Raw genomic sequence first — 19,701 nt, forward strand, 5'->3', positions numbered from 1 at the left:
CGGAAAACGGCGGCCGTTGCATCTGCAACGCCCGCCGTTCCCTGGAGAGTTCTTCAAGGGGCCATGGCGCAATGCCGTGGCCCCTTTCTCTATGTCAGAAGCTGACGCCCAGCGTGCCGCGCACGGTACGCGGCGCGCCGTAATAGGCCTGATCCCACTGGAGGCTGGTCCAGTACTTCACGTTGGTCAGGTTATCGAGGTTGACCGCAAGCGAGACGTTCCTGGTCACCTGATAGCGGGCCATCAGGTCGACGATCACGTATTCGGACTGCGCGATGTAGTCGTTGTGGATCTTGCTCTGATACCGGGCCGAGGCGCCCAGACGCAGGTCGTTGAAGAACTGCGGGGTATAGCTGGCGTTCAGGCGAACCGTGTGGCGCGGAATGAAGGCGCGTGCGTTGTTGCCCTCGTCGTCCTCGATATCGGTCCAGGCATAGCCGCCGGAGACCTGCATCCCGGCGAAGACTTCGCCGGAGACGTCCACCTCGACGCCGTGCGACTTGGCGTCGACGGCTTCGTAGATCGTCTGGAGCATCTTGGGGTCGAAGCCGATCGATTGGGCGACGTTGTCCTGCTGCGTCTTGAACACGGCGACGGCGGCTGTCAGCTTGCCGCCGTTCCATTCGCCCTTGATACCGGCTTCGTATGTCTTGCCCTCAAGCGGGGCGATGTTCGAATAGTCGGCGGTCAGGTAGACTTGCGGGCTGAAAATCGTGGCATAGCTGGCATAGGCGGTCAGGTTGTGGGACAGGTCGAAGGTCAGGCCGGCAAAGGGCAGGAACTTCGTCTTGTCGAAATGGAACGGCGCGTCATAGCTGCTGCCGCTGCGCTTTGCGTTGGTGACGTTGGCGCCCAGCATTAGCTTCAGCGGATCGGCCAGTGACAGGCGGACAAGGCCGTAGGCGCTGGCAATCTTGGTCGTGTAGTCGGCGGTGACGCTGTAATCGCCCCAGTTCGGATAGGGGAAGCTGCCTTCGAAGGCGCTGTTGCCCGGCAGCGGCGTGCCGATCGCGTCGCCATCGACCGATTCCTGCTCCACCAGCTTCGACTGGCCGTAGTTGACGCCCAGAACCACGTCATGCTCGCGCCCGGCGACATGGATCTTGCCGGTGATGTTGGCATCCACCGTCGTCTCGCGCAGCTTGTCGAGATAGGCGCCGGGATAGGCGAGCAGCGAATCCGTGCTGTAGTAGACATAGAACAGCTTGGAATCCTGATTGCGCGCGCGGCGCAGCACGGAAACCTTGCCGACCCAGCCATTGCCGAAATCGTGGGTTACGTCGCCGAACAGGTTGCGGTCCAGCGAGTACCAGGTCGACCAGGGCTGGGCCGAGTTGGTCGAGCGAGGATAGGTGGCCGGCGTGCCGTCGGCATTGGTGAAGGGCAGGGCGCCCCAGCTGACGCCGCGCGGATCGCTTTCCTGCCAGGAATAGCCGACCGTGGCTACGGTATCCGGGCCGAGATCGGCGGCCGCGACGCCGTAAAGCGTCAGGCGCGAGGTATGGTAGTAATCGAGGTAGGAATCGCCATCCTGATAGGAGGCCACGAAGCGTGTGCGGATCGAACCGTCCTCGTTCAGCGGCGTGTTCACATCCACGTCGCCCCGGATCTCGTTGTAGGATCCGTAGCTGAGGCTGGCGGTGCCGCCCAGATCCTTGGTCGGGCGCTTGCGCACGAAGTTGATCGCGGCGGAGGGATTGCCCGTTTGCGAAAGCAGGCCGGTGGCACCGCGCACGATGTCCACGCGCTCGAAGATCGAGGTGTCGATCTGGCCGTTCTGCAGGCCATAGCTGAGCGGCTGGCCGATGCCGTCGAACTGGAAGTTGACGATGTCGAACCCGCGCGCATTGTAATAGGTGCGGTCGGTCTCCGCACTGTCCACGTTCACGCCGGTGGCGCGGCGTAGCAGGCTGTCGACGGTGTTGAGGCCGAAATCCTCGATCTGGGCGCGCGTGATCACACTTACCGCCTGCGGGGTTTCACGCAGCGAGAGGTTCAGGCGGGTGGTGCTGTTCTGCGCGTCCACGCCATAGTCCGTCGCCGTGCCGGTCACCACGATTTCGCGATCGGGGTTGGTTTCGTCCGCATCTTCCGCCCAAGCGGCCGGCGCAAAGGCCATGGTCGCGAACGCGGCCAGCGCCAGGCGCGATGCTCCGTTTTGAAAGACCGTGCGCCGGACCTGTTCGCCCGCCCTTACCCCCTGCGTGATGACCACCGAAATCTCCTTTGATAATGCGAGTGACTTGCAATAGTGGCTTGCATAGAGGCGCAATGTCGCATGTCAACGTCGCCGGGATTTCAGCGCGCAGGCGTGTTTTTCCAGCCACAGGTGACGATGAAGGTCACTGGGGCGGGATTGCGAATGTGCAGGAGGTGGTGCTGATTCCGACCGAACGGCCTGGGAAAGGTGGCTCCCCGAGTAGGATTCGAACCTACGGCCATTCGATTAACAGTCGAATGCTCTACCACTGAGCTATCGGGGAACAGCCTGTCGGTGTTTCCACCGTCGGGCGGAAAGGTTGCCTCCGATGCCTGAGCACCGCTTCGAACCCTTCAGAAAGAAGTGGCTCCCCGAGTAGGATTCGAACCTACGGCCATTCGATTAACAGTCGAATGCTCTACCGCTGAGCTATCGGGGACCAGCCTATCAGTGTCTCCACCGGCGGGCAGGGGTGCGCCTATAACAGCGCCATCGGGATTGGCAAGCCTGACTTTGACCAAAATGCTGCGAAAAGTTTTCCACAGCAGGCAGACTCCCGGAAAATGGCGCGGAAAGGTGTGCTTTCTCTTGGGTTTCAGACCTGGAACTGTTCGGCGAAAATGCGCTCTTCCAGCGTGAAGCCCGGGTCGAACAGCAGGGTAAGTTCCTTCTCGTATGTCGCGCGGATTCGCACCGAACGCACGTCGCGCACTTCCTTCTGGTCGGCAACGGCGGCCACCGGACGCTTGTCCGGCTCGCGCACGTGAAATTCCACTTCGGCGCTTTCGGGAAGAATCGCGCCTTTCCAGCGGCGTGGGCGAAACGGGCTGAGCGGGGTCAGCGCCAGCATCGGTGCGCCCAATGGCAGGATCGGGCCGTCTGCGGAAAGGTTGTAGGCGGTGGAGCCGACCGGCGTTGCCACCAGCACGCCATCGCCCACCAGTTCTTCCATGCGGACGCGGCCATTGATGCGCACTTCCAGCTTCGCTGTCTGACGCGTTTCGCGCAGCAGGGAGACTTCGTTGATGGCGTAGTACTTGAATTCGCTTCCATCGTTGCAGACTGCATACATCCGCAAAGGCGTCACCGGAACGCGGTGGGCTTCGGTCACGCGGTGGATGATCGGGATATGATCGTGCGGCCCGTTCATCAGGAAGCCGACGGTGCCCAGGTTCATGCCGTAGACGGGCTTGATGCTGTCACGGTCCAGCATTTCGTGCAGCACATGCAGCAGGAAGCCATCGCCGCCCAGCACGACCAGCACGTCCGCGTCCTCTGGGCTGACCCATGCATGCGCGTCGCGCAGCGCCTCGGCGCCTTCCTGGGCCTTGGCACTGTCCGAAACGATAAGGGCAAGCCGGAGTTCTTCGCTCATTTCCAATTCCTCAAAGGCGCGACCTCTGCGTCTCCGTCATCCTTTCGGCGACCTTTCGAATTTTGAAGGCTTTGGCAAGGGCGTTGCGCTAAGGAAGCGACCATGGGCTCGAGAAGGGATGGGGCACCGCAGGGCAAGGCCCGGGCGCTTGAAGACAGGTTGACCGGGATTCCCGGGCTGGAAACCGTGCGAGAGCGCGTTGCGGCCTGGCGCCTGGGTCACGAATCGGGTTCTGCGCATATCCACGCGATGCTGCTGGGACTGCGCCGGCTGGATGCGATCAACATGGCCTACGGTGCCGATGCCGGTGACGGGGCGCTTGCCGAAGTTGCTAGCCGCATTGCGCATTTTGCGGGCGAGGAACTGGACGGCCACTGGCTGCTGGCGCGTGCCGGGGGCGGTTCGTTCATTCTGGTCGCCAACGAAGCGTGTAGTCGGGAACGGTGGCAACTGATCGCCGATCAGTTGGCCGAGGCGGTGTCGCGGCCGGTAACAGTGCCCTCTGGCGTGCTGCGCCTGTCCCCCCGTATCGCGCTGGTGCGTACTCTGGCGGAAGAAAGCGTCGATTCTATGCTTGATCGCTTGAGCCATACGCTGGAGACGCTGCGCGACCAGCAAGGCACGATGTTGGCCTGGGCGGACGGAGAGGCCAGCCCGCCGGGCCATTCCGCCGCGCAACTGGAGGCCGATCTGCTGGGCGCGATCGACCGGGACGAGATCGAGATCCTGTTCCAGCCCCAGTTCTGCCTTGCCGACGATCGCCTGACCGGGGCCGAGGCGCTGGCGCGCTGGAAGCATCCGCAATTGGGCCGCATCGGCGCGGGTGCGCTGTTCGCGATTGCCGAGCGGGCGGACCATGTTGCGCCGCTCTCCCGCCATATCGCTGCGAAAGCGCTGGCCGCGGCGGGAGGCTGGCCGAAGAATCTGCGCCTTTCGATCAATGTCACTCCGGCGGACCTGGCCTTCGGCAACTATACGCGCCAGATGCTTGACCTCGTGCGGGCAAGCGGTTTCGCGCCGCGCCGGCTGACGCTGGAAGTGACCGAGCAGGCACTGATCGGCGATATCGCCCAAGCCGCGCAGATCATGGCGGAATTCTCCGCACAGGGCATTCGCATCGCGCTGGACGACTTCGGGGCGGGGTTCTGCAACTTCCGCTACCTGAAGGTCTTGCCGATCCATTACCTCAAGCTCGACCGGTCGATGATCGACGGGGTGACGACCGACAAGCGGGATGTGGCCGTGTTGCGCGCCATCGTCGCCATGGCCAAGGCGCTTGACCTGCAGGTCATCGCCGAGGGGATCGAGGAAGAAGCCCAGCGCAAGGTCGCCGCGCGTGAGGGCTGCGCCTATTATCAGGGCTTCCTGCGCGCACAGCCGATGAGCGTGGCGATGTTCGCCAAGTTGGCGCGCGCGACGGGGTAGGGTTTGTCGCTGGCGTTGCGTGGGCCCACCCCGCTGCGACTAGCTTCACTGCGTTCAGCAAGTCTCGCGCCCCTCCCGCTTGCGGGAGGGGAAAACAGAGCCACGGATAGTCGGCGCGCTGACACCCCCTCCCGCAAGCGGGAGGGGCGCGAGACTTGGCAGTTTACTGCCTAGTCGAAGCGGGGTGGGCCCGAAGCGACCTACCCCTTGCGCGCAACCGAAGCCAAACCCTTGGTCAACTGAAGCAACCCGTTCAGGCGGCTCTTCGGATCGCCCCAGGCGCGCGTCAGTACCAGCTTGTTGTCCGGCCGCAGCTTGACCGTCCCCTCAAGCCGCTCCGCATAGGCGATAAGGCCCACCGGGTTCGGGAAACTGTCGTTGTGGAAGCTGACGAGCGTGCCGCGCGGCCCCACGTCGATCTTGGCGATATGCGCCTCGATCGCCTGACGCTTGATCTGGATAAGCTTGATGAGGTTCGACGTTGCGGAGGGCAGCGGGCCGAAGCGGTCGATCATCTCGGCCGAGAGTGATTCGATCTCGTCCTTGCTGTCTGCGTCGTTAAGGCGGCGATAGAGCGCCATGCGGACGGCCAGGTCGGGAACGTAATCCTCCGGGATCATGATCGGTGCTTCCACCGTGATCTGCGGGGACAGGCCCGAAGTGTTCTTTTCCAGCCCAACGCCGCCCGCGCGGGCTTCGAGGATCGCGTCCTCCAGCATCGACTGGTAGAGTTCGAAGCCCACCTCTCGGATATGGCCCGACTGCTCGTCGCCCAGCAGGTTGCCGGCGCCGCGAATGTCGAGGTCATGGCTGGCTAGCTGGAAGCCGGCGCCCAGCGAATCGAGGTCGCTCAATACCTTGAGGCGCTTTTCGGCCACTTCCGACAGCGCGCGGCCGGCCGGCGTGGTCAGATAGGCATAGGCGCGCAGCTTGGATCGGCCGACGCGCCCGCGTAGCTGGTAAAGCTGGGCAAGGCCGAAACGGTCGGCGCGGTGGATGATGATTGTGTTGGCGCGCGGAATGTCGATGCCGCTTTCGACGATCGTGGTCGACAGCAGCACTTCGTACTTGCCTTCGTAGAAGGCGCTCATGCGCTCTTCCACTTCGCCGGCGCTCATCTGGCCGTGGGCGGAGATGACCTTCACTTCGGGCACGTTCTTGGCGAGCCATTCCTCGACCTCGGCCATGTCCGTGATGCGGGGCACGACGATGAAGCTCTGGCCGCCGCGATGGTGTTCGCGCAGCAGGGCCTCGCGCATCACCATCTCGTCCCATTCCATCACGTAAGTGCGCACCGCAAGACGGTCGACCGGCGGGGTCTGGATGGTCGAAAGTTCGCGCAACCCGCTCATCGCCATCTGGAGCGTGCGTGGGATCGGCGTGGCGGTGAGCGTCAGGACGTGAACGTCGGTGCGCAGCTGCTTCAGTCGCTCCTTGTGGTTGACGCCGAAGCGCTGCTCCTCATCGACGATGACGAGGCCGAGGCGCTTGAAGTTCACCGACTTGGAGAGGATCGCGTGGGTGCCGCAGACCACATCCGTGGTGCCGGCGGTCAGTCCATCGCGCGTGGCCTTGGCTTCCTTTTCGGGGACGAGGCGGGAAAGACGGCCCACTTCCAGCGGGAAGCCGCTGAAACGCTCTGCAAAGCTGGCGTAGTGCTGGCGGGCGAGCAGCGTGGTCGGCGCGACGACGGCGACCTGCTGGCCGGCCATGGCCGCGACGAACGCGGCGCGCAGGGCCACTTCGGTCTTGCCGAAGCCCACATCGCCGCAGACCAGGCGGTCCATCGGCTTGCCTTCGGAAAGGTCGCCCAGCACGTCTTCGATGGCGTGTTCCTGATCCTCGGTTTCCTGCCACGGGAACCGATCCACGAACTGATCGTAGGAAGACTTTTCCGGAAGCAGCGCGGGCGCTGTGCGCAGGGCGCGCGCGGCGGCGGTCTTCATCAGTTCGCCCGCGATCTCGCGGATGCGTTCCTTCAGCCGGGCGCGGCGCTTCTGCCACGCTTCGCCGCCCAGCTTGTCCAGCGCGACGCCTTCCGCCTCGCTGCCGTAGCGGGAGAGGACGTCGAGGTTCTCGACCGGGATGTAGAGCTTGTCGCCGCCCGCGTAGGTCAGCATCACGCAGTCGTGGGGCGACTTGCCGACCGGGATCGACTGCAGGCCTTCGTAGCGACCGATGCCGTGGTCCATGTGGACGATCAGGTCGCCGGGCGTCAGCGCCGCCAGCTCGGCGAGGAAGGCGTCGGAATCCTTCTTCTTTTTCTTCCGGCGGACAAGGCGGTCGCCCAGAATGTCCTGCTCGGTGACGACTTCGACCGAATCGTTGGTGAAGCCGGTTTCCAGCGGCAGCACCAGCGCGGCGCTGCGACCCTGCACGGCAAGGCCGAGCGCTTCCTGCCAGGTTTCCGCCAGCTTCGGCTCGGGCCCCTGTGCTTCGCCTAGGATCGAGACGAGGCGAGCGCGGCTGCCGGTCGAATAGGCGGCAAGGATGGCCTTGCGGCCGGTCTTCGCCACGGCGTGCAGATGCTTGGCTGCGGCCTCATAGGCATTGTCGCCGCGCGCGCGTTCGGGCGTGAAATCGCGGGCATTGCCGAAGCCGAAGTCGATGACCGTCTTGCTTTCCGGCTGCGCGAAAGGATCGGCGCGGTGGACCGGGAAGGCGGCAACCGCCCGCTCGAACTCCTCGCGCGCCAGATAGAGCGCGTCGGTCGCCAGCGGGCGGTACGATCCCGCCTTCTGGCCCGAGGTTTCGAGGCGGGCCTTGTGATAGTCCGCAATGTCGTTGAACCGCTCGTCAGTGGCGCCCAGTGCGGCGCTGTCGATCACCAGCAGGTCGTCGTCCGACAAGTGGTCGAACAGCGTGACCAGACGGTCCTCGAACAGCGGCAGCCAGTGTTCCATGCCGGCAAGGCGGCGACCGTCGCTGACGGCTTGATAGAGCGGGTCAGCCGTAGCGTTGGCGCCGAACATCTCGCGATAACGGCCGCGGAAGCGCTTGACGCTGTCCTCGTCGATCAGCGCCTCGCTCGCGGGGAGCAGCAGGTGTTCGGGCACAGTGCCGGTGGAGCGCTGCGTGCCGGTATCGAACAGGCGCAGCGTTTCCAGCTCGTCACCGAAGAAGTCGAGCCGCAGGCCGCCATCAAGTCCGGAGGGCACGATATCGAAGATGGAGCCGCGCACTGCGAACTCGCCCGCGTCGATCGCGGTGTCGCTGCGCTGGTAGCCCTGCCGACGCAGCAGCGCGATCAGGCTTTCATGGCCGATTTCCGTGCCGGGCTTCAGCAGGCGCACCGATTCGCGAATGCGGAACGGTGTGAGCACGCGCTGAAGCACGGCATTGGCGGTGGTGACCAGCAGTTGCGGGCCGCTGCGCTTCTGTTGGAGCCGGTGCAGCGCGGCCAGACGGCGGGCGCTGACCGACAGGGCAGGGCTGGCGCGGTCGTAGGGAAGGCAATCCCACGCGGGGAATTCGACGACATCCAGCTCCGGCGCGAAGAACTGCGCGGCTTCTGCAACCGCGCGCATGGCGCTTTCATTGTCGGCGATGAAGACTGCCCGGCCTCCAGCGCTCGTACTTGCCGCCGCGCGGGCAAGGTCCGCCATGACCAGCGGCTGGGCGCCGCGCGTTACCGAGGAGAGGGTAAGCGGCGCGGTCGCCGAGAGAATGCGTTGGAAATCGGCCATGCCGCCGCCAGTGTCCTTATAAGATCAGCGCGGAATATCGACGTAATCGAGCTTCATCATGCGGTCCATCAAGGGGCCGCGATATTCCTCGGGAATGCTTTGGGTGCCGAGCGCCCATGCCATGATGTCGACGTCTTCTTCCTCGATCATCGTCTCGAAGAGGTCGATTTCCGCATCGGACCATTCGGCGTGGAATTTGTCGAAGTAGCAGCCGATCATGTAGTCGGCCTCGCGTGTGCCGCGATGCCAGGCGCGGAACTTGAGGCGGGCGAGCCGCTCCGACCTCTGGGGTGTAAGTTCGGTCATGCCCGCGCCGTTACGATACGGCGCGGGCATGAGCAAGGTTTTGGGTATTAGCGCTGGATCACCTTGATGATCTCGCTGACTGGCCTGCCGGTCAGCGTCTTGGGCACTTCGGCGCGCAGCGTGGCTTTCAGTTCCTTGTGATAATGCCGCCGCATTTCGCCCAATGAGCGCGGATCGGCGACGATGACCAGTTCCGCGATCTCGCCTTCCAGCACCTGTTGGTTCAGCCACCCGGCCACGGCGGCGGCATGGGCGCTTTCATCCAGCGAATCGTTGCTGCCATCCCCGGTGCGGGCCTGATGGCGCTTGGGCGCATCGTTGCGGCGCGCGCCGGCGCTGAAATTGGTGGCCTCAAGCGAAGGGGGCTTCATCGTCGTCAACTGGGGCACGGCTTCGGCGCCCGAGTTGCGATAGAGTTCGAAGTTCTCGCCATCGACGATCGCGAAAACGGTTCCGTGCGGTATGAGCATGGAAGGCTCTCCTTTGCTGTGGGGTTCACCAGAGCCAACGAGGCTGTCCGCAAATCCGTTCCCCGGCGGTCTGGCGAAATGCGCCATAGTCACGCTAAGAGGCTGAGCATGCGGCCCGAAGCTTTGAATTGCCTGTTTACCGAGACCGATTCCCTCGATGGCGTGGGCCCGAAGCTCAAGCGCCCATTGGAAAAGCTTGGCCTCACGCGTCTTCGCGACCTTCTCTATCACTTGCCGGACCGCTTCGTGGAACGCCGCGCGGTGACGAATCTGGACGAGGCGAGCGTGGGCGAGAACGTGATCGTCCAGCTTACCGTGCGGGAACATCGCGCCTCATCCGGGCGCGGGCCGTTCCGGGTGCTGGCGGAGGACTCGATCGGCAATGTCTGCACGATCACCTATTTCGGCCGTGCCTCCTACACCGCGAAGAAGCAGCTTCCGGTGGGCGAGACGCGCTGGGTGGCCGGGCGGCTCGACCAGTACGGCCAGATGCTCCAGATGGTGCATCCCGAACACGTATCGGAAGACAGCGCCGCGCCGATCGGCCAGCTTTGCGAGGCGATCTATCCGCTGTCCGAAGGGCTGACGCAGGGGCGCGTAGCGGGACTGGTCCAGCAGGCGCTGAAGGTGCTGCCGGAACTGGCGGAATGGATCGAGCCCAGCCTCTACGACAAGATGAAGTGGCCGGCCTGGCGTGACGCGGTGATCGAGGCGCATCGCGGCGTCCACGCGGCCGCGCGCGACCGGCTGGCCTATGACGAATTGCTGGCCAACGCGCTGGCGCTGATGCTGGTGCGTGAGAGCAATCGCCGCCAGTCGGGCACGCCTCTCAAGGGCGATGGCTCGCTGCGGGCCAAGTTAAAGCTGCCGTTCGGGCTGACCGGCGCGCAGAAGCGCTCGATTGCCGAGATCGAGGGCGATGTTGTCCAGCAGGCGCCGATGCTGCGTTTGCTTCAGGGCGACGTCGGTGCGGGCAAGACCGTGGTGGCGCTCAACGCCATGCTGATCGCGGTGGAGGCCGGGGCTCAGGCGGCCATGTTGGCGCCGACGGAAATCCTTGCGCGCCAACACTATGAGACGCTGACGCGGATGCTACAGGGCACCGGCGTCGAAGTCGCCCTGCTGACCGGTCGCGACAAGGGCAAGGCGCGCGAGGCGATCCTGATGGGGCTGGTCGATGGCTCCATCAACATCGTCGTCGGCACCCACGCGATCTTTCAGGACACGGTTTCCTACCGCAACCTCGCGCTGGTGGTGATCGACGAGCAGCACCGCTTCGGTGTCGGCCAGCGCCTGATGCTGGCGCGCAAGGGGCGGCGCACGCCGCACACGCTGGCGATGACCGCCACGCCGATCCCGCGCACGCTGACTTTGGCGCAATACGGCGAGATGGAAGTTTCCAAGCTCGACGAACTGCCGCCGGGCCGACAGGCGATCGATACGCGTGTCGTTTCGGTGGAGCGCATGGGCGATGTCGTGGGCGCTATCGCTCGGCATATCGAGACCGGGCAGCAGGCCTATTGGGTTTGCCCGATGGTCAGCGAGAGCGAGAACGATGATCTGGCCGCTGCCGAGGCGCGTTATGCGACGCTGAAGGAGCGGTTCGGTGACGGTGTCGTGCTGGTCCACGGCCAGTTGAAGCCCGAGGCGAAGGATGCCGGCATGGAGCGCTTTGCCAGCGGCGAGGCTTCGGTGCTGGTGGCGACCACGGTGATCGAGGTTGGCGTCGACGTTCCCAATGCAACGCTGATGGTGATCGAGCAGGCCGAGCGCTTCGGCCTCGCCCAGCTTCACCAGCTGCGCGGGCGCGTGGGGCGCGGCAGCGAGAAATCGACCTGCCTGCTGCTACGCGGCCAGCAATTGAGCGAAACCGCCCGACAGCGCCTTGCCTTGATGCGCGAGACGCAGGACGGTTTCCGACTGGCGGAAGAGGATCTGCAACTGCGCGGCGGCGGCGAACTGCTGGGCACGCGCCAGTCGGGCGACACGCCGTTCCGTATCGCCAGCCTTGAGCAGATCACCAAGCTGTTGCCGCTGGCTCATGACGACGCGCGCCTATTGATAGAGCGCGATGGCGGCCTCACCGGTCCGCGCGGAGAGGCGGCGCGGTTGCTCCTCTATCTGTTCGAGCGCGACTGGGGTGTTCAACTGCTTCGCGGCGGATAGGGCCGAGTTGGAATGCGGGGGCCAAAAACCGGGGGACGCTGCGATTGACTTGGCTGCGTGGCCCTGTGATGGCCTGAGCCATGCCCCAGAAACCGGATATCCAGCTCGCCATTTTTGCCCAGGCAGTCGACGCAGTCGGCGGACAGCGCGCGATGGCGCGTTACATGGGGGTGTCCGAGAAGGAAGTGCGCGATTTCCTCTCCGGCGATATCCCGCTGGACCGCAATGCGTTGCGCTCCGCCTCGCAGGGGCTGATCAAGCAGGCGGACATGTGCCGCCGCCTTGAGCGCAAGCTGTCTCCCGCTTTCGTGGAGAACATGACCGAGAAGCAGTTGGAAGGGCTGACGCTGCCCGATGGACGGCCCGAGAACCACAAGCCGGGCTGATCCGGTATAGTCACGTTACCGCAGGGCGGAGGTTCGGATGGAACCTTCGCCTTTTTCTTTGCGTGTGCGATAGGCAACAAAAAACCCGGCGTTTCCGCCGGGTTGTTCTGCTCACCCGAGGGTGAAAATGGTCGGGGAAAGAGGATTCGAACCTCCGGCCCCTGCCTCCCGAAGACAGTGCTCTACCAGGCTGAGCTATTCCCCGACCGGTGGGCGTTCCGAAGACCGCCCTGGGCAGGAGCGCGCCTATATAGGGCGACTCACGGGGTGGCAAGGGGCCAAAATCGCTTTTCATGCGACGCGGCGATTTCCTCCTGTGGACAAGTCGACACTTTTTTCGGATCGCCCTCCGGAAACGCGGAAATGCGCCACTATTCGCGCCATCGTTTGTGCTTCTTCGGAAAGATGGCGGGCCGCAGCGGTGCCTTCTTCCACCATTGCGGCGTTGTGTTGCGTGGCCGAATCGAGGTTTCCGACCCTTTCGCTGATTCGACCGATCTCGTTCGCCTGCTCCTCGCAGACCTGCACGATGCGGGCGACGGCGCCGTCGATTTCCGAAATGTCGGTGACGATCGTTTCCAGCGTCTCGCCAGACTGGCCCACCAGCTTCACGCCTTGCGAGACCTGGCGCGAGGAGGTGTCGATCAGACCCTTGATGCGATTGGCAGCGTCGCCCGACCGCTGGGCAAGCGCGCGCACCTGGTTGGCGACGACCGCGAATCCCTTGCCGGCCTCTCCCGCACGGCCAGCCTCGATCGCGGCGTTGAGGGCGAGGAGGTTGGTCTGGAAGGCAATTCCGTCGATCAGTGCCACGATCTGCGCGATTTCATGCGCGGACTGTTCGATTTGGCCCATGGCGGAGACGGCGTTGTTCACCACGGCAGTGCCCGCCTGCGCATCGTCACGCGCGCGGGCGGCGTTGCCTTGCAGGGTGCGGGCGCTGGTGGCGTTGTCCTGCACGGTGATATTGAGCTGACGCAGGGTGTTGGCGATGTCTTCCAGCGTGGATGCCTGCTGCTCGGTCCGCTGGGCCAGATCGTCGGTGGCGATGCTGATCTCCCGCGATCCGGTTTCGATCTGGCGGGCCGCTTCGCTGACGCTTTGAACGATGGCATCCAGATCGTTGGCGGCGGCGTTGAAGAAGCCGCGCAGGTCTTCGTAGCTTTCCGGGAATTCGCGCGCGAGGCGCAGCGAAAGGTCGCCACTGGCGAGCGAGCGCAGGCCTTCGCCGATCTGTTCGATCACCACGCGCTGTGCGTCGGCGGCGCGGGCGCGTTCGCGCGCGGCAGCTTCCTGCACGCGCTCCCGCTCCGCATGGGCGGCGGCCTGTTCGAGGATCAGCGTCTCTAGCCGGGCGGCGATCATCACCAGCACTGCCGTTTCCAGCACGACGACGACGGCGTGCAGGATAACGCGGCCCAGTTCGCCGCCGTTGGGGAACACCAGTGTCGGCGCCACGAAGTTGGTGAGCAAGTGATGGGCTGCCGTGATCGCAGCGGCGGCCAGGATGGGGCGCCAGTCAGCCAGAATCGCCAGCATGGCGATCGCGGCGAAGAAGATCATGTGAAGGTCCAGCATCCACTCGCGGCCGGACCACTGCCACAGCAGGATTGCGGGATAGAGCGGCAGCGTGATGCCCAGTGTCATCCGGGCTTGCGCGCCGTTGCCGCCGCCCAGGACAAGAAGCGTGGGAACGATCGTGATCAGCACCGCCGCCACCACGGGGGCAAGGCCGGTCTGGGCAAATGGCAGGCCGCCAAGCGTGACGAGCACGCTGAGCCAGCAGACGATCAGGAGCCCGCGGGCTCCCTTGCTTCGCAAGTCTTCGAGTTGGTTCATGATGAAGAAGCCGGATTGTTGCGGGGGGATGTGCCGCACAGGGATTCCGGTACGGCGAGAAGAAGTGCGCCTTCGCGCAAGGCGGAAAGCGTCGCGGCGGGGGAGGGCACGCGCACGAAAGCGGCGCCGGTATAAGGGCCGGCGGCAAGATAGCCGGCATGCTCATGTCGGGCCCAATCCACCGCGCCGGCGGGATTGCCGCCGATCGGCAGGTAGAGCGCCGCGCCGCCGCGCGCCGGGGTGAGCGCAAAGGCCATCACGGCCAGCGCGATCAGGCCCTGAAGGGCCAGGGCGCAGCGCGAGACGGTCTTGCGTTCGGGGGCGGGGGTCATGTCTGCATTATAGATCGCCGCATCGCTGCGCGGCGGCATTGACCATTACGTAAAGTGGCTCGGCGACCTTCGCACACTCTTCCCCTGTGCGCTTTGCACGGTTAGGTCTGAGGCATGACCGAAAGCCTGCTCGAAGCCGCCGCTCCTTCCTCGTCCGGTGCCGGACGCCATTGGGAGTGGCAGTACCTCGATCTCATGCGACAAATCTGGGAGCATGGCGACGAACGCATCGATCGCACCGGCGTCGGTACGCGGTCCGTGTTCGGCGCGACGATTCGCTTCGATCTGTCCGGCGGGCTGATGCCACTGCTGACCACCAAGCGGATCTATTGGAAGACCGCGAGCCGCGAGATGCTGTGGTTCCTGACGGGTGACACCAATATCCGCTCGCTCTGCGCGCAGGGCGTGGAAATCTGGACCGACTGGCCGCTCGATCGCTATCGCAAGGCGACCGGCGAGGACATCGCCCGCGCCGATTTCTCCCGCCGCATCGTCGAGGACGAAGGATTTGCCGAGGAATGGGGCGATCTCGGCCCCGTCTACGGCAAGCAGTGGGTCGACTGGCCGGTCTACGAGCCGGCAGGCGACGGACTCTATAGTAAGCGTGCGCAGGGCGTGAACCAGGTCGCGCAAGTGATCGAGAGCCTGCGCAACAATCCCGGCAGCCGCCGTCACATTATCGAGGGCTGGAATGTTGCCGAGCTGGACGCGATGGCGCTGCCGCCTTGCCATAAGACCTATCAGTTCCACGTCGCCAATGGGCGGCTGTCCTGCATCCTCTATCAACGCAGCTGCGATCTTGGCCTCGGTTTCGCTTTCAACATGTGGTCTTTGGCGCTGCTGACCCGCATGTTCGCGCAGCAGTGCAACCTTGAGCCGGGTGAGGCCGTTTGGATGGGTGGTGATGTCCATCTCTATCTCAATCACGCCAGCCTGGTCGAAGAGCAGCTGTCACGCACGCCATCGGGTGAAGCGCGGCTGGATATCACGCGCAAGCCCGATTCGATCTTCGACTACCGGATCGAGGATTTTGTCGTGTCCGGCTACGCGCCGCAGGCGCATATCGCCGCGCCTGTCGCGGTCTGACGGGGCGACCTGTGGTCGGATCGAGTTTGTATTGACATTACTCTTGGTTGAAATATTGTGACCTGACCGTGGAATTTTGAAACGCGCCGTTAACCGTTGTTTTCGGCCCGTTTCACTCTTCCCGGCCCGATTCAAGGCGGGAGAGGAAGCAAGATGGCCGAAGGCCCGACACGTACAGGAAAGTCGCGCGGTAACCTGCCGCCCCTCGATCTCTATGTCCCCGAGCCGAAGTTCCGGCCGGGCGATCCGGTCGACTATTCGCATCTGGAAATTCCCGCCGCCGGCAAGCTGGCGCGGCCCGACGAGGGCTGCCCGGCCAGCGAGACATGGCCGCTGACGCTCGACCTCGTGCGCGTTCTGGATGAGAACGACGCGGCCGTCGGCGCGTGGAACCCGAACCTCGATCCCGAAACGCTGCGCCGCATGCTTTCGATGATGGCGCTGACGCGCGCGTTCGACGATCGCATGTATCGCGGCCAGCGGCAGGGCAAGACCAGCTTCTACATGAAGTCCACCGGTGAGGAGGCGGTGTCGATCGCTTGTGCTCACGCGCTGGCTTCGGACGACATGGTGTTCCCCAGCTATCGCCAGCAGGGCATCCTGATCGCGCGCGGCTATCCGCTGGTGGAGATGGTCAACCAGATCTACTCCAACCGCGCGGACCCGCTGAAGGGCCGCCAGTTGCCGATCATGTATTCGGCCAAGGACTACGGCTTCTTCTCGATCTCCGGCAACCTGGCCACGCAGTTCCCGCAGGCGGTGGGCTGGGCGATGGCCAGCGCGATCAAGGGCGATACCCGCATCGCCACCAGCTTCGTGGGGGAAGGTTCCAGCGCAGAGGGCGATTTCCACGCGGCGATGACGTTCGCGGCGGTCTACAATGCGCCGGTCGTGCTCAATATCGTCAACAACCAGTGGGCGATTTCCAGCTTCTCCGGCTTTGCCGGGGCGGAGCGGACCACGTTTGCGGCACGCGCGGCGGGCTATGGCATCGCCGGCCTGCGCGTGGACGGCAACGACATCCTGGCCGTCTACGCCGCGATGGAATGGGCTGCCAACCGCGCCCGCTCCAACCAGGGGCCGACGCTGATCGAGCACTTCACCTACCGCGCAGAGGGGCACTCCACCTCCGACGATCCCACCGCCTACCGATCCGCGCATGAGCGCGAGGAATGGCCACTGGGCGATCCGATCATGCGGCTGAAGAAGCACCTGATCGCGCTGGGCGAATGGTCAGAAGAGCAACACGCCGAAATGGACCGCGACGCGGCCGAGCAAGTGAAGGCTGCCACCAAGGAGGCCGAGAAGAACGGTATTCTGGGCCACGGCCTGCACCATCCGTTCCACACCATGTTCGAGGACGTGTTCGAGGAACTGCCCTGGCACCTTGAAGAGCAGGCGGATCAGGCGATCCGTGAGCGGCAGAGCAAGTTCCCGGATTGGAAGGACTGATCATGATGATTGAGGAAGATTCGGTCAGCCTCCACGACGCGCCGACCCGGCAGATGAACATGATCGAGGCGATCAACGACGCGCTCGACATCATGATGGCGCGCGATCCCGATGTGGTGACCTTCGGCGAAGACGTGGGCTATTTCGGCGGCGTGTTCCGCGCGACGGCCAACCTTCAGAAGAAGTATGGCCGCAACCGCGTATTCGATACGCCGATCAACGAATGCGGCATCATCGGCGCCGCCGTCGGCATGGCTGCCTATGGCCTGCGCCCGGTGCCGGAAATCCAGTTCGCGGACTATATATATCCGGGCATGGACCAGTTGGTCTCCGAGGCGGCGCGTCTGCGCTATCGCTCGGCGGCGGAGTTCATCGCGCCGATCACCGTGCGTTCGCCCTTCGGTGGCGGCATTTTCGGCGGCCAGACCCACAGCCAGAGCCCGGAAGCGCTGTTCACGCACGTTTCCGGCCTGAAGACGGTGATCCCGGCCAGCCCCTATGACGCGAAGGGCCTGCTGATCGCCGCGATCGAAGACAACGATCCGGTGATCTTCTTCGAGCCGAAGCGCATCTACAACGGCCCGTTCGATGGTTATTACGATCACCCGTCGAAGACGTGGAAGGGCCATCCGCTCGGCATGGTGCCCGAAGGCTATTACTCGATCCCGCTCGGCAAGGCGCGGATCGTGCGGGAAGGCGCGGCGCTGACGGTCGTCACTTACGGTACCATGGTCCACGTGGCCGAGGCGGTGCTGGCCGAAAAGGGCGTAGATGCTGAGATCATCGATCTGCGCACGCTGGTTCCGCTCGATCTGGAGACTGTGGAAAAGTCCGTGGAAAAGACTGGGCGTTGCCTGGTGATACACGAGGCCACCCGCACGTCCGGCTTCGGCGCCGAACTGGTGACCTTGGTGCAGGAGCGCTGCTTCTATCACCTGGAAGCCCCCGTGGAGCGCGTGACCGGCTTCGATACGCCTTACCCGCACAGTCTTGAGTGGGCCTATTTCCCCGGTCCCGTCCGCATTGGCGAGGCGGTCGATCGTCTGTTGAAGGATTGATTTGATGGGACGGTATACTTTCAGGCTCCCCGACATCGGTGAGGGCATTGCCGAGGCCGAGATCGTTGCCTGGCACGTCAAGATTGGCGACCGGATCGAGGAAGACGACCGCGTTGCGGACATGATGACCGACAAGGCGACGGTCGAGATGGAAAGCCCGGTTTCGGGCGTGGTGGTCGAAGTCGCCGGTGAGGCGGGTGACGTCATCGCCATCGGATCGCCGCTGGTGGTGATCGAGGTCGAAGGCGCGGGCAACGAGGTCGACGGTGGTAGGCCCACCGAGACCGTTGCAGCGGTTGCTTCAGTGGAGGTGGACGTTGTGGAGGCGGCTCCTGCGCCGGCACCGGCGTCTGTTGCTGCTCCCGAACCGGCACCGGCGCCCAAGCCCGCTCCGGCTGAGCCCGCAGAAGCGCGCGCGCCGGTACCGGCCGCAGTTCATGCAAAGGTCATGGCCAGCCCGGCCGTTCGCAAGCGCGCGTCGGACCTGGGCATCGATCTGTCCGAAGTGCGTGCCGCCGAAGACGGGCGCGTGCGGCACGGCGATCTCGACGCGTTCCTGTCCTACAATGCCTCGGGCGGTTTCCAGCCTGCCGGTATGCGGGGCAAGGACGAACAGGTTCGCGTGATCGGCCTGCGCCGCCGCATTGCCGAGAACATGGCTGCGTCCAAGCGCCAGATCCCGCACTTTGCCTATGTCGAGGAATTCGACGTGACGGCGCTGGAGGAAACGCGCGCGCAGCTCAACGCTGGGAGAGGTGACCGTCCGAAACTGACGATGCTGCCGTTCCTGATTTCGGCGATCTGCAAGCTGCTGCCCAAGTATCCGATGCTCAACGCCCACTATGATGACGAGGCAGGCGTGGTGACGCGCTATGGCTCGGTCCATCTGGGCATGGCGGCGCAGACTCCGGCAGGCCTGATGGTGCCGGTGATCCGCGATGCGCAGGATCGCAACCTGTGGCAGCTCGCCACCGAGATCGGCCGCCTTGCCAATGCGGCGCGCGACGGTTCCGCCAAGTCGTCCGAGCTTTCGGGTTCAACGATAACCGTTACTTCGCTCGGGCCGATGGGCGGCGTAGCCACCACGCCAGTCATCAATCGTCCCGAAGTTGCGATCATCGGTCCGAATCGCATTGTCGAGCGGCCGATGTTCGTGAAGGGCGCCGATGGCGTGGAGCGCATCGAGAAGCGCAAGATCATGAATATCTCGATGTCCTGCGATCACCGTGTGGTAGATGGCTGGGATGCAGCCAGCTTTGCGCAGGACCTGAAGAAGCTGATCGAGGCGCCGGCGCTGATTCTCGCCGGCTAAAAACGGGAGAGGGCATTCATGGGCAAGGATCCGCGCGTCGACGAGTATATCGAAAAGGCCGCGGACTTTGCCCGCCCGATCCTCATCCACTTGCGCGAAATCGCGCACCGCGCGCTGCCCGAGGCCGAAGAGGCCATCAAATGGGGCATGCCGCACTATCTGGTGAAAGGTAAGAACGTGGCCGGGATGGCCGCGTTCAAGGCGCACTGCACTTTCGTCATCCACGGCGACGGGCGGCAGGGCGATGCCATGGGCCAGTTCGGGCGAATCGCCGTGATCAGCGATCTGCCGCCCGAAAACGAACTCATCGAAAAATTGCAGGCTGCGCAGGAGCGGGTACTCGACAAGGGTACCGCGCTGAAGCGTGACGCGCCGCGCGCGCCCAAGGCGGAGATTCCGATGCCGGATGATTTCGCGGCTGCGCTGGCGGCCTGTCCGGCCGCGCAGGGGCATTATGACGGCTTCTCACCGTCCCAGCGGCGCGAATATCTGGAATGGATCACCGAGGCCAAGGCAGAGGCCACGCGCACGAAGCGCATGGCTCAGGCGGTCGAGTGGATTTCCGAGGGCAAGCGCCGGAACTGGAAGTACGAGCGCTGCTGAACCGG

General features: G+C 64.3%; 15 protein-coding genes and 3 tRNA genes. 8 read left to right on the top strand and 10 right to left on the bottom strand.

Annotated features, from left to right (window positions below; genetic code table 11):
• Positions 1 to 94: 94 nt before the first annotated feature.
• From WBP06_RS05405 to WBP06_RS05420, 4 genes are all read right to left on the bottom strand, one after another.
• Positions 95 to 2,215: a TonB-dependent siderophore receptor gene (locus tag WBP06_RS05405; RefSeq protein ID WP_395332617.1), complete on the bottom strand. Its 2,121-nt coding sequence runs from the start codon at positions 2,213 to 2,215 to the stop codon at positions 95 to 97.
• Between the two features lie 193 nt (positions 2,216 to 2,408).
• A tRNA-Asn gene (locus WBP06_RS05410) sits at positions 2,409 to 2,483 on the bottom strand.
• 81 nt (positions 2,484 to 2,564) lie between these two features.
• Positions 2,565 to 2,639: transfer RNA gene (locus tag WBP06_RS05415), tRNA-Asn, on the bottom strand.
• A gap of 156 nt (positions 2,640 to 2,795) precedes the next feature.
• Positions 2,796 to 3,575, bottom strand: a complete 780-nt coding sequence (locus WBP06_RS05420; RefSeq protein WP_395332619.1) for an NAD kinase — start codon at positions 3,573 to 3,575, stop codon at positions 2,796 to 2,798.
• Between the two features lie 102 nt (positions 3,576 to 3,677).
• On the opposite strand from WBP06_RS05420, the gene WBP06_RS05425 reads away from it, so the two are divergent.
• The gene (locus WBP06_RS05425) at positions 3,678 to 5,000 is read left to right on the top strand and encodes an EAL domain-containing protein (protein ID WP_395332621.1); all 1,323 of its coding nucleotides are present in this window, start codon (positions 3,678 to 3,680) and stop codon (positions 4,998 to 5,000) included.
• Positions 5,001 to 5,200: 200 nt separating this feature from the next.
• Here WBP06_RS05425 and mfd read toward each other — a convergent pair whose 3' ends face one another.
• The 3 genes from mfd to WBP06_RS05440 are packed head-to-tail and all read right to left on the bottom strand — an operon-like array spanning position 5,201 to position 9,462.
• Positions 5,201 to 8,686, bottom strand: coding sequence for a transcription-repair coupling factor (mfd, locus tag WBP06_RS05430; RefSeq protein ID WP_395332623.1), 3,486 nt, complete (start codon positions 8,684 to 8,686; stop codon positions 5,201 to 5,203).
• Positions 8,687 to 8,710: 24 nt separating this feature from the next.
• Positions 8,711 to 8,992 (bottom strand): succinate dehydrogenase assembly factor 2, encoded by a 282-nt coding sequence (locus tag WBP06_RS05435; protein WP_395332625.1) that lies wholly within the window; start codon positions 8,990 to 8,992, stop codon positions 8,711 to 8,713.
• 47 nt (positions 8,993 to 9,039) lie between these two features.
• Positions 9,040 to 9,462, bottom strand: a complete 423-nt coding sequence (locus tag WBP06_RS05440) for a host attachment protein (RefSeq protein ID WP_395332627.1) — start codon at positions 9,460 to 9,462, stop codon at positions 9,040 to 9,042.
• Positions 9,463 to 9,540: 78 nt separating this feature from the next.
• Between WBP06_RS05440 and recG the strand changes: the two genes are divergently transcribed.
• Together recG and WBP06_RS05450 are read left to right on the top strand one after the other, a co-directional pair.
• Positions 9,541 to 11,628, top strand: coding sequence for an ATP-dependent DNA helicase RecG (gene recG / locus WBP06_RS05445; RefSeq protein WP_395332629.1), 2,088 nt, complete (start codon positions 9,541 to 9,543; stop codon positions 11,626 to 11,628).
• Between the two features lie 80 nt (positions 11,629 to 11,708).
• Entirely contained in the window at positions 11,709 to 12,014 is a 306-nt protein-coding gene (locus tag WBP06_RS05450) for a YdaS family helix-turn-helix protein (protein ID WP_395332631.1), read from the top strand.
• A gap of 128 nt (positions 12,015 to 12,142) precedes the next feature.
• On the opposite strand, the gene WBP06_RS05455 is transcribed toward WBP06_RS05450, so the two are convergent.
• The 3 genes from WBP06_RS05455 to WBP06_RS05465 form a co-directional block, all read right to left on the bottom strand.
• Positions 12,143 to 12,219 (bottom strand) — tRNA-Pro (locus WBP06_RS05455).
• Between the two features lie 86 nt (positions 12,220 to 12,305).
• The gene (locus WBP06_RS05460) at positions 12,306 to 13,853 is read right to left on the bottom strand and encodes a methyl-accepting chemotaxis protein (RefSeq protein ID WP_395332633.1); all 1,548 of its coding nucleotides are present in this window, start codon (positions 13,851 to 13,853) and stop codon (positions 12,306 to 12,308) included.
• A complete protein-coding gene (locus WBP06_RS05465) occupies positions 13,850 to 14,185 on the bottom strand; it encodes a hypothetical protein (protein WP_395332635.1) in 336 nt (111 codons plus the stop codon). Before WBP06_RS05465 ends, WBP06_RS05460 begins: the two co-directional genes overlap by 4 nt.
• A gap of 114 nt (positions 14,186 to 14,299) precedes the next feature.
• Here WBP06_RS05465 and thyA point away from each other — a divergent pair, with 114 nt between their 5' ends.
• From thyA to WBP06_RS05490, 5 genes are all read left to right on the top strand, one after another.
• Positions 14,300 to 15,271: a thymidylate synthase gene (thyA, locus tag WBP06_RS05470; protein WP_395332637.1), complete on the top strand. Its 972-nt coding sequence runs from the start codon at positions 14,300 to 14,302 to the stop codon at positions 15,269 to 15,271.
• Positions 15,272 to 15,424: 153 nt separating this feature from the next.
• Positions 15,425 to 16,723 (top strand): 3-methyl-2-oxobutanoate dehydrogenase (2-methylpropanoyl-transferring) subunit alpha, encoded by a 1,299-nt coding sequence (locus tag WBP06_RS05475; protein WP_395332639.1) that lies wholly within the window; start codon positions 15,425 to 15,427, stop codon positions 16,721 to 16,723.
• Positions 16,724 to 16,728: 5 nt separating this feature from the next.
• The gene (locus WBP06_RS05480) at positions 16,729 to 17,781 is read left to right on the top strand and encodes an alpha-ketoacid dehydrogenase subunit beta (protein WP_395334043.1); all 1,053 of its coding nucleotides are present in this window, start codon (positions 16,729 to 16,731) and stop codon (positions 17,779 to 17,781) included.
• A 4-nt stretch (positions 17,782 to 17,785) separates the two neighbouring features.
• On the top strand, positions 17,786 to 19,093 hold the full coding sequence (locus WBP06_RS05485) for a dihydrolipoamide acetyltransferase family protein (protein WP_395332641.1): 1,308 nt from the start codon (positions 17,786 to 17,788) through the stop codon (positions 19,091 to 19,093).
• Between the two features lie 18 nt (positions 19,094 to 19,111).
• Entirely contained in the window at positions 19,112 to 19,696 is a 585-nt protein-coding gene (locus WBP06_RS05490; RefSeq protein ID WP_395332643.1) for a YdeI/OmpD-associated family protein, read from the top strand.
• The last annotated feature ends 5 nt before the right edge of the window (positions 19,697 to 19,701 follow it).

Origin of the sequence: Novosphingobium mississippiense, assembly GCF_044029535.1 — a bacterium.
In the GTDB taxonomy this organism is placed as follows: domain Bacteria; phylum Pseudomonadota; class Alphaproteobacteria; order Sphingomonadales; family Sphingomonadaceae; genus Novosphingobium.

Bases quoted from the DNA above. Each gene is read 5' to 3' on its own strand.
- WBP06_RS05420 (WP_395332619.1), bottom strand. From the start codon at position 3,575: ATGAGCGAAGAACTCCGGCTTGCCCTTATCGTTTCGGACAGTGCCAAG.
- WBP06_RS05425 (WP_395332621.1), top strand. From the start codon at position 3,678: ATGGGCTCGAGAAGGGATGGGGCACCGCAGGGCAAGGCCCGGGCGCTT.
- mfd (WP_395332623.1), bottom strand. From the start codon at position 8,686: ATGGCCGATTTCCAACGCATTCTCTCGGCGACCGCGCCGCTTACCCTC.
- WBP06_RS05435 (WP_395332625.1), bottom strand. From the start codon at position 8,992: ATGACCGAACTTACACCCCAGAGGTCGGAGCGGCTCGCCCGCCTCAAG.
- WBP06_RS05440 (WP_395332627.1), bottom strand. From the start codon at position 9,462: ATGCTCATACCGCACGGAACCGTTTTCGCGATCGTCGATGGCGAGAAC.
- recG (WP_395332629.1), top strand. From the start codon at position 9,541: ATGCGCCATAGTCACGCTAAGAGGCTGAGCATGCGGCCCGAAGCTTTG.
- WBP06_RS05450 (WP_395332631.1), top strand. From the start codon at position 11,709: ATGCCCCAGAAACCGGATATCCAGCTCGCCATTTTTGCCCAGGCAGTC.
- WBP06_RS05460 (WP_395332633.1), bottom strand. From the start codon at position 13,853: ATGAACCAACTCGAAGACTTGCGAAGCAAGGGAGCCCGCGGGCTCCTG.
- WBP06_RS05465 (WP_395332635.1), bottom strand. From the start codon at position 14,185: ATGACCCCCGCCCCCGAACGCAAGACCGTCTCGCGCTGCGCCCTGGCC.
- thyA (WP_395332637.1), top strand. From the start codon at position 14,300: ATGACCGAAAGCCTGCTCGAAGCCGCCGCTCCTTCCTCGTCCGGTGCC.
- WBP06_RS05475 (WP_395332639.1), top strand. From the start codon at position 15,425: ATGGCCGAAGGCCCGACACGTACAGGAAAGTCGCGCGGTAACCTGCCG.
- WBP06_RS05480 (WP_395334043.1), top strand. From the start codon at position 16,729: ATGATTGAGGAAGATTCGGTCAGCCTCCACGACGCGCCGACCCGGCAG.
- WBP06_RS05485 (WP_395332641.1), top strand. From the start codon at position 17,786: ATGGGACGGTATACTTTCAGGCTCCCCGACATCGGTGAGGGCATTGCC.
- WBP06_RS05490 (WP_395332643.1), top strand. From the start codon at position 19,112: ATGGGCAAGGATCCGCGCGTCGACGAGTATATCGAAAAGGCCGCGGAC.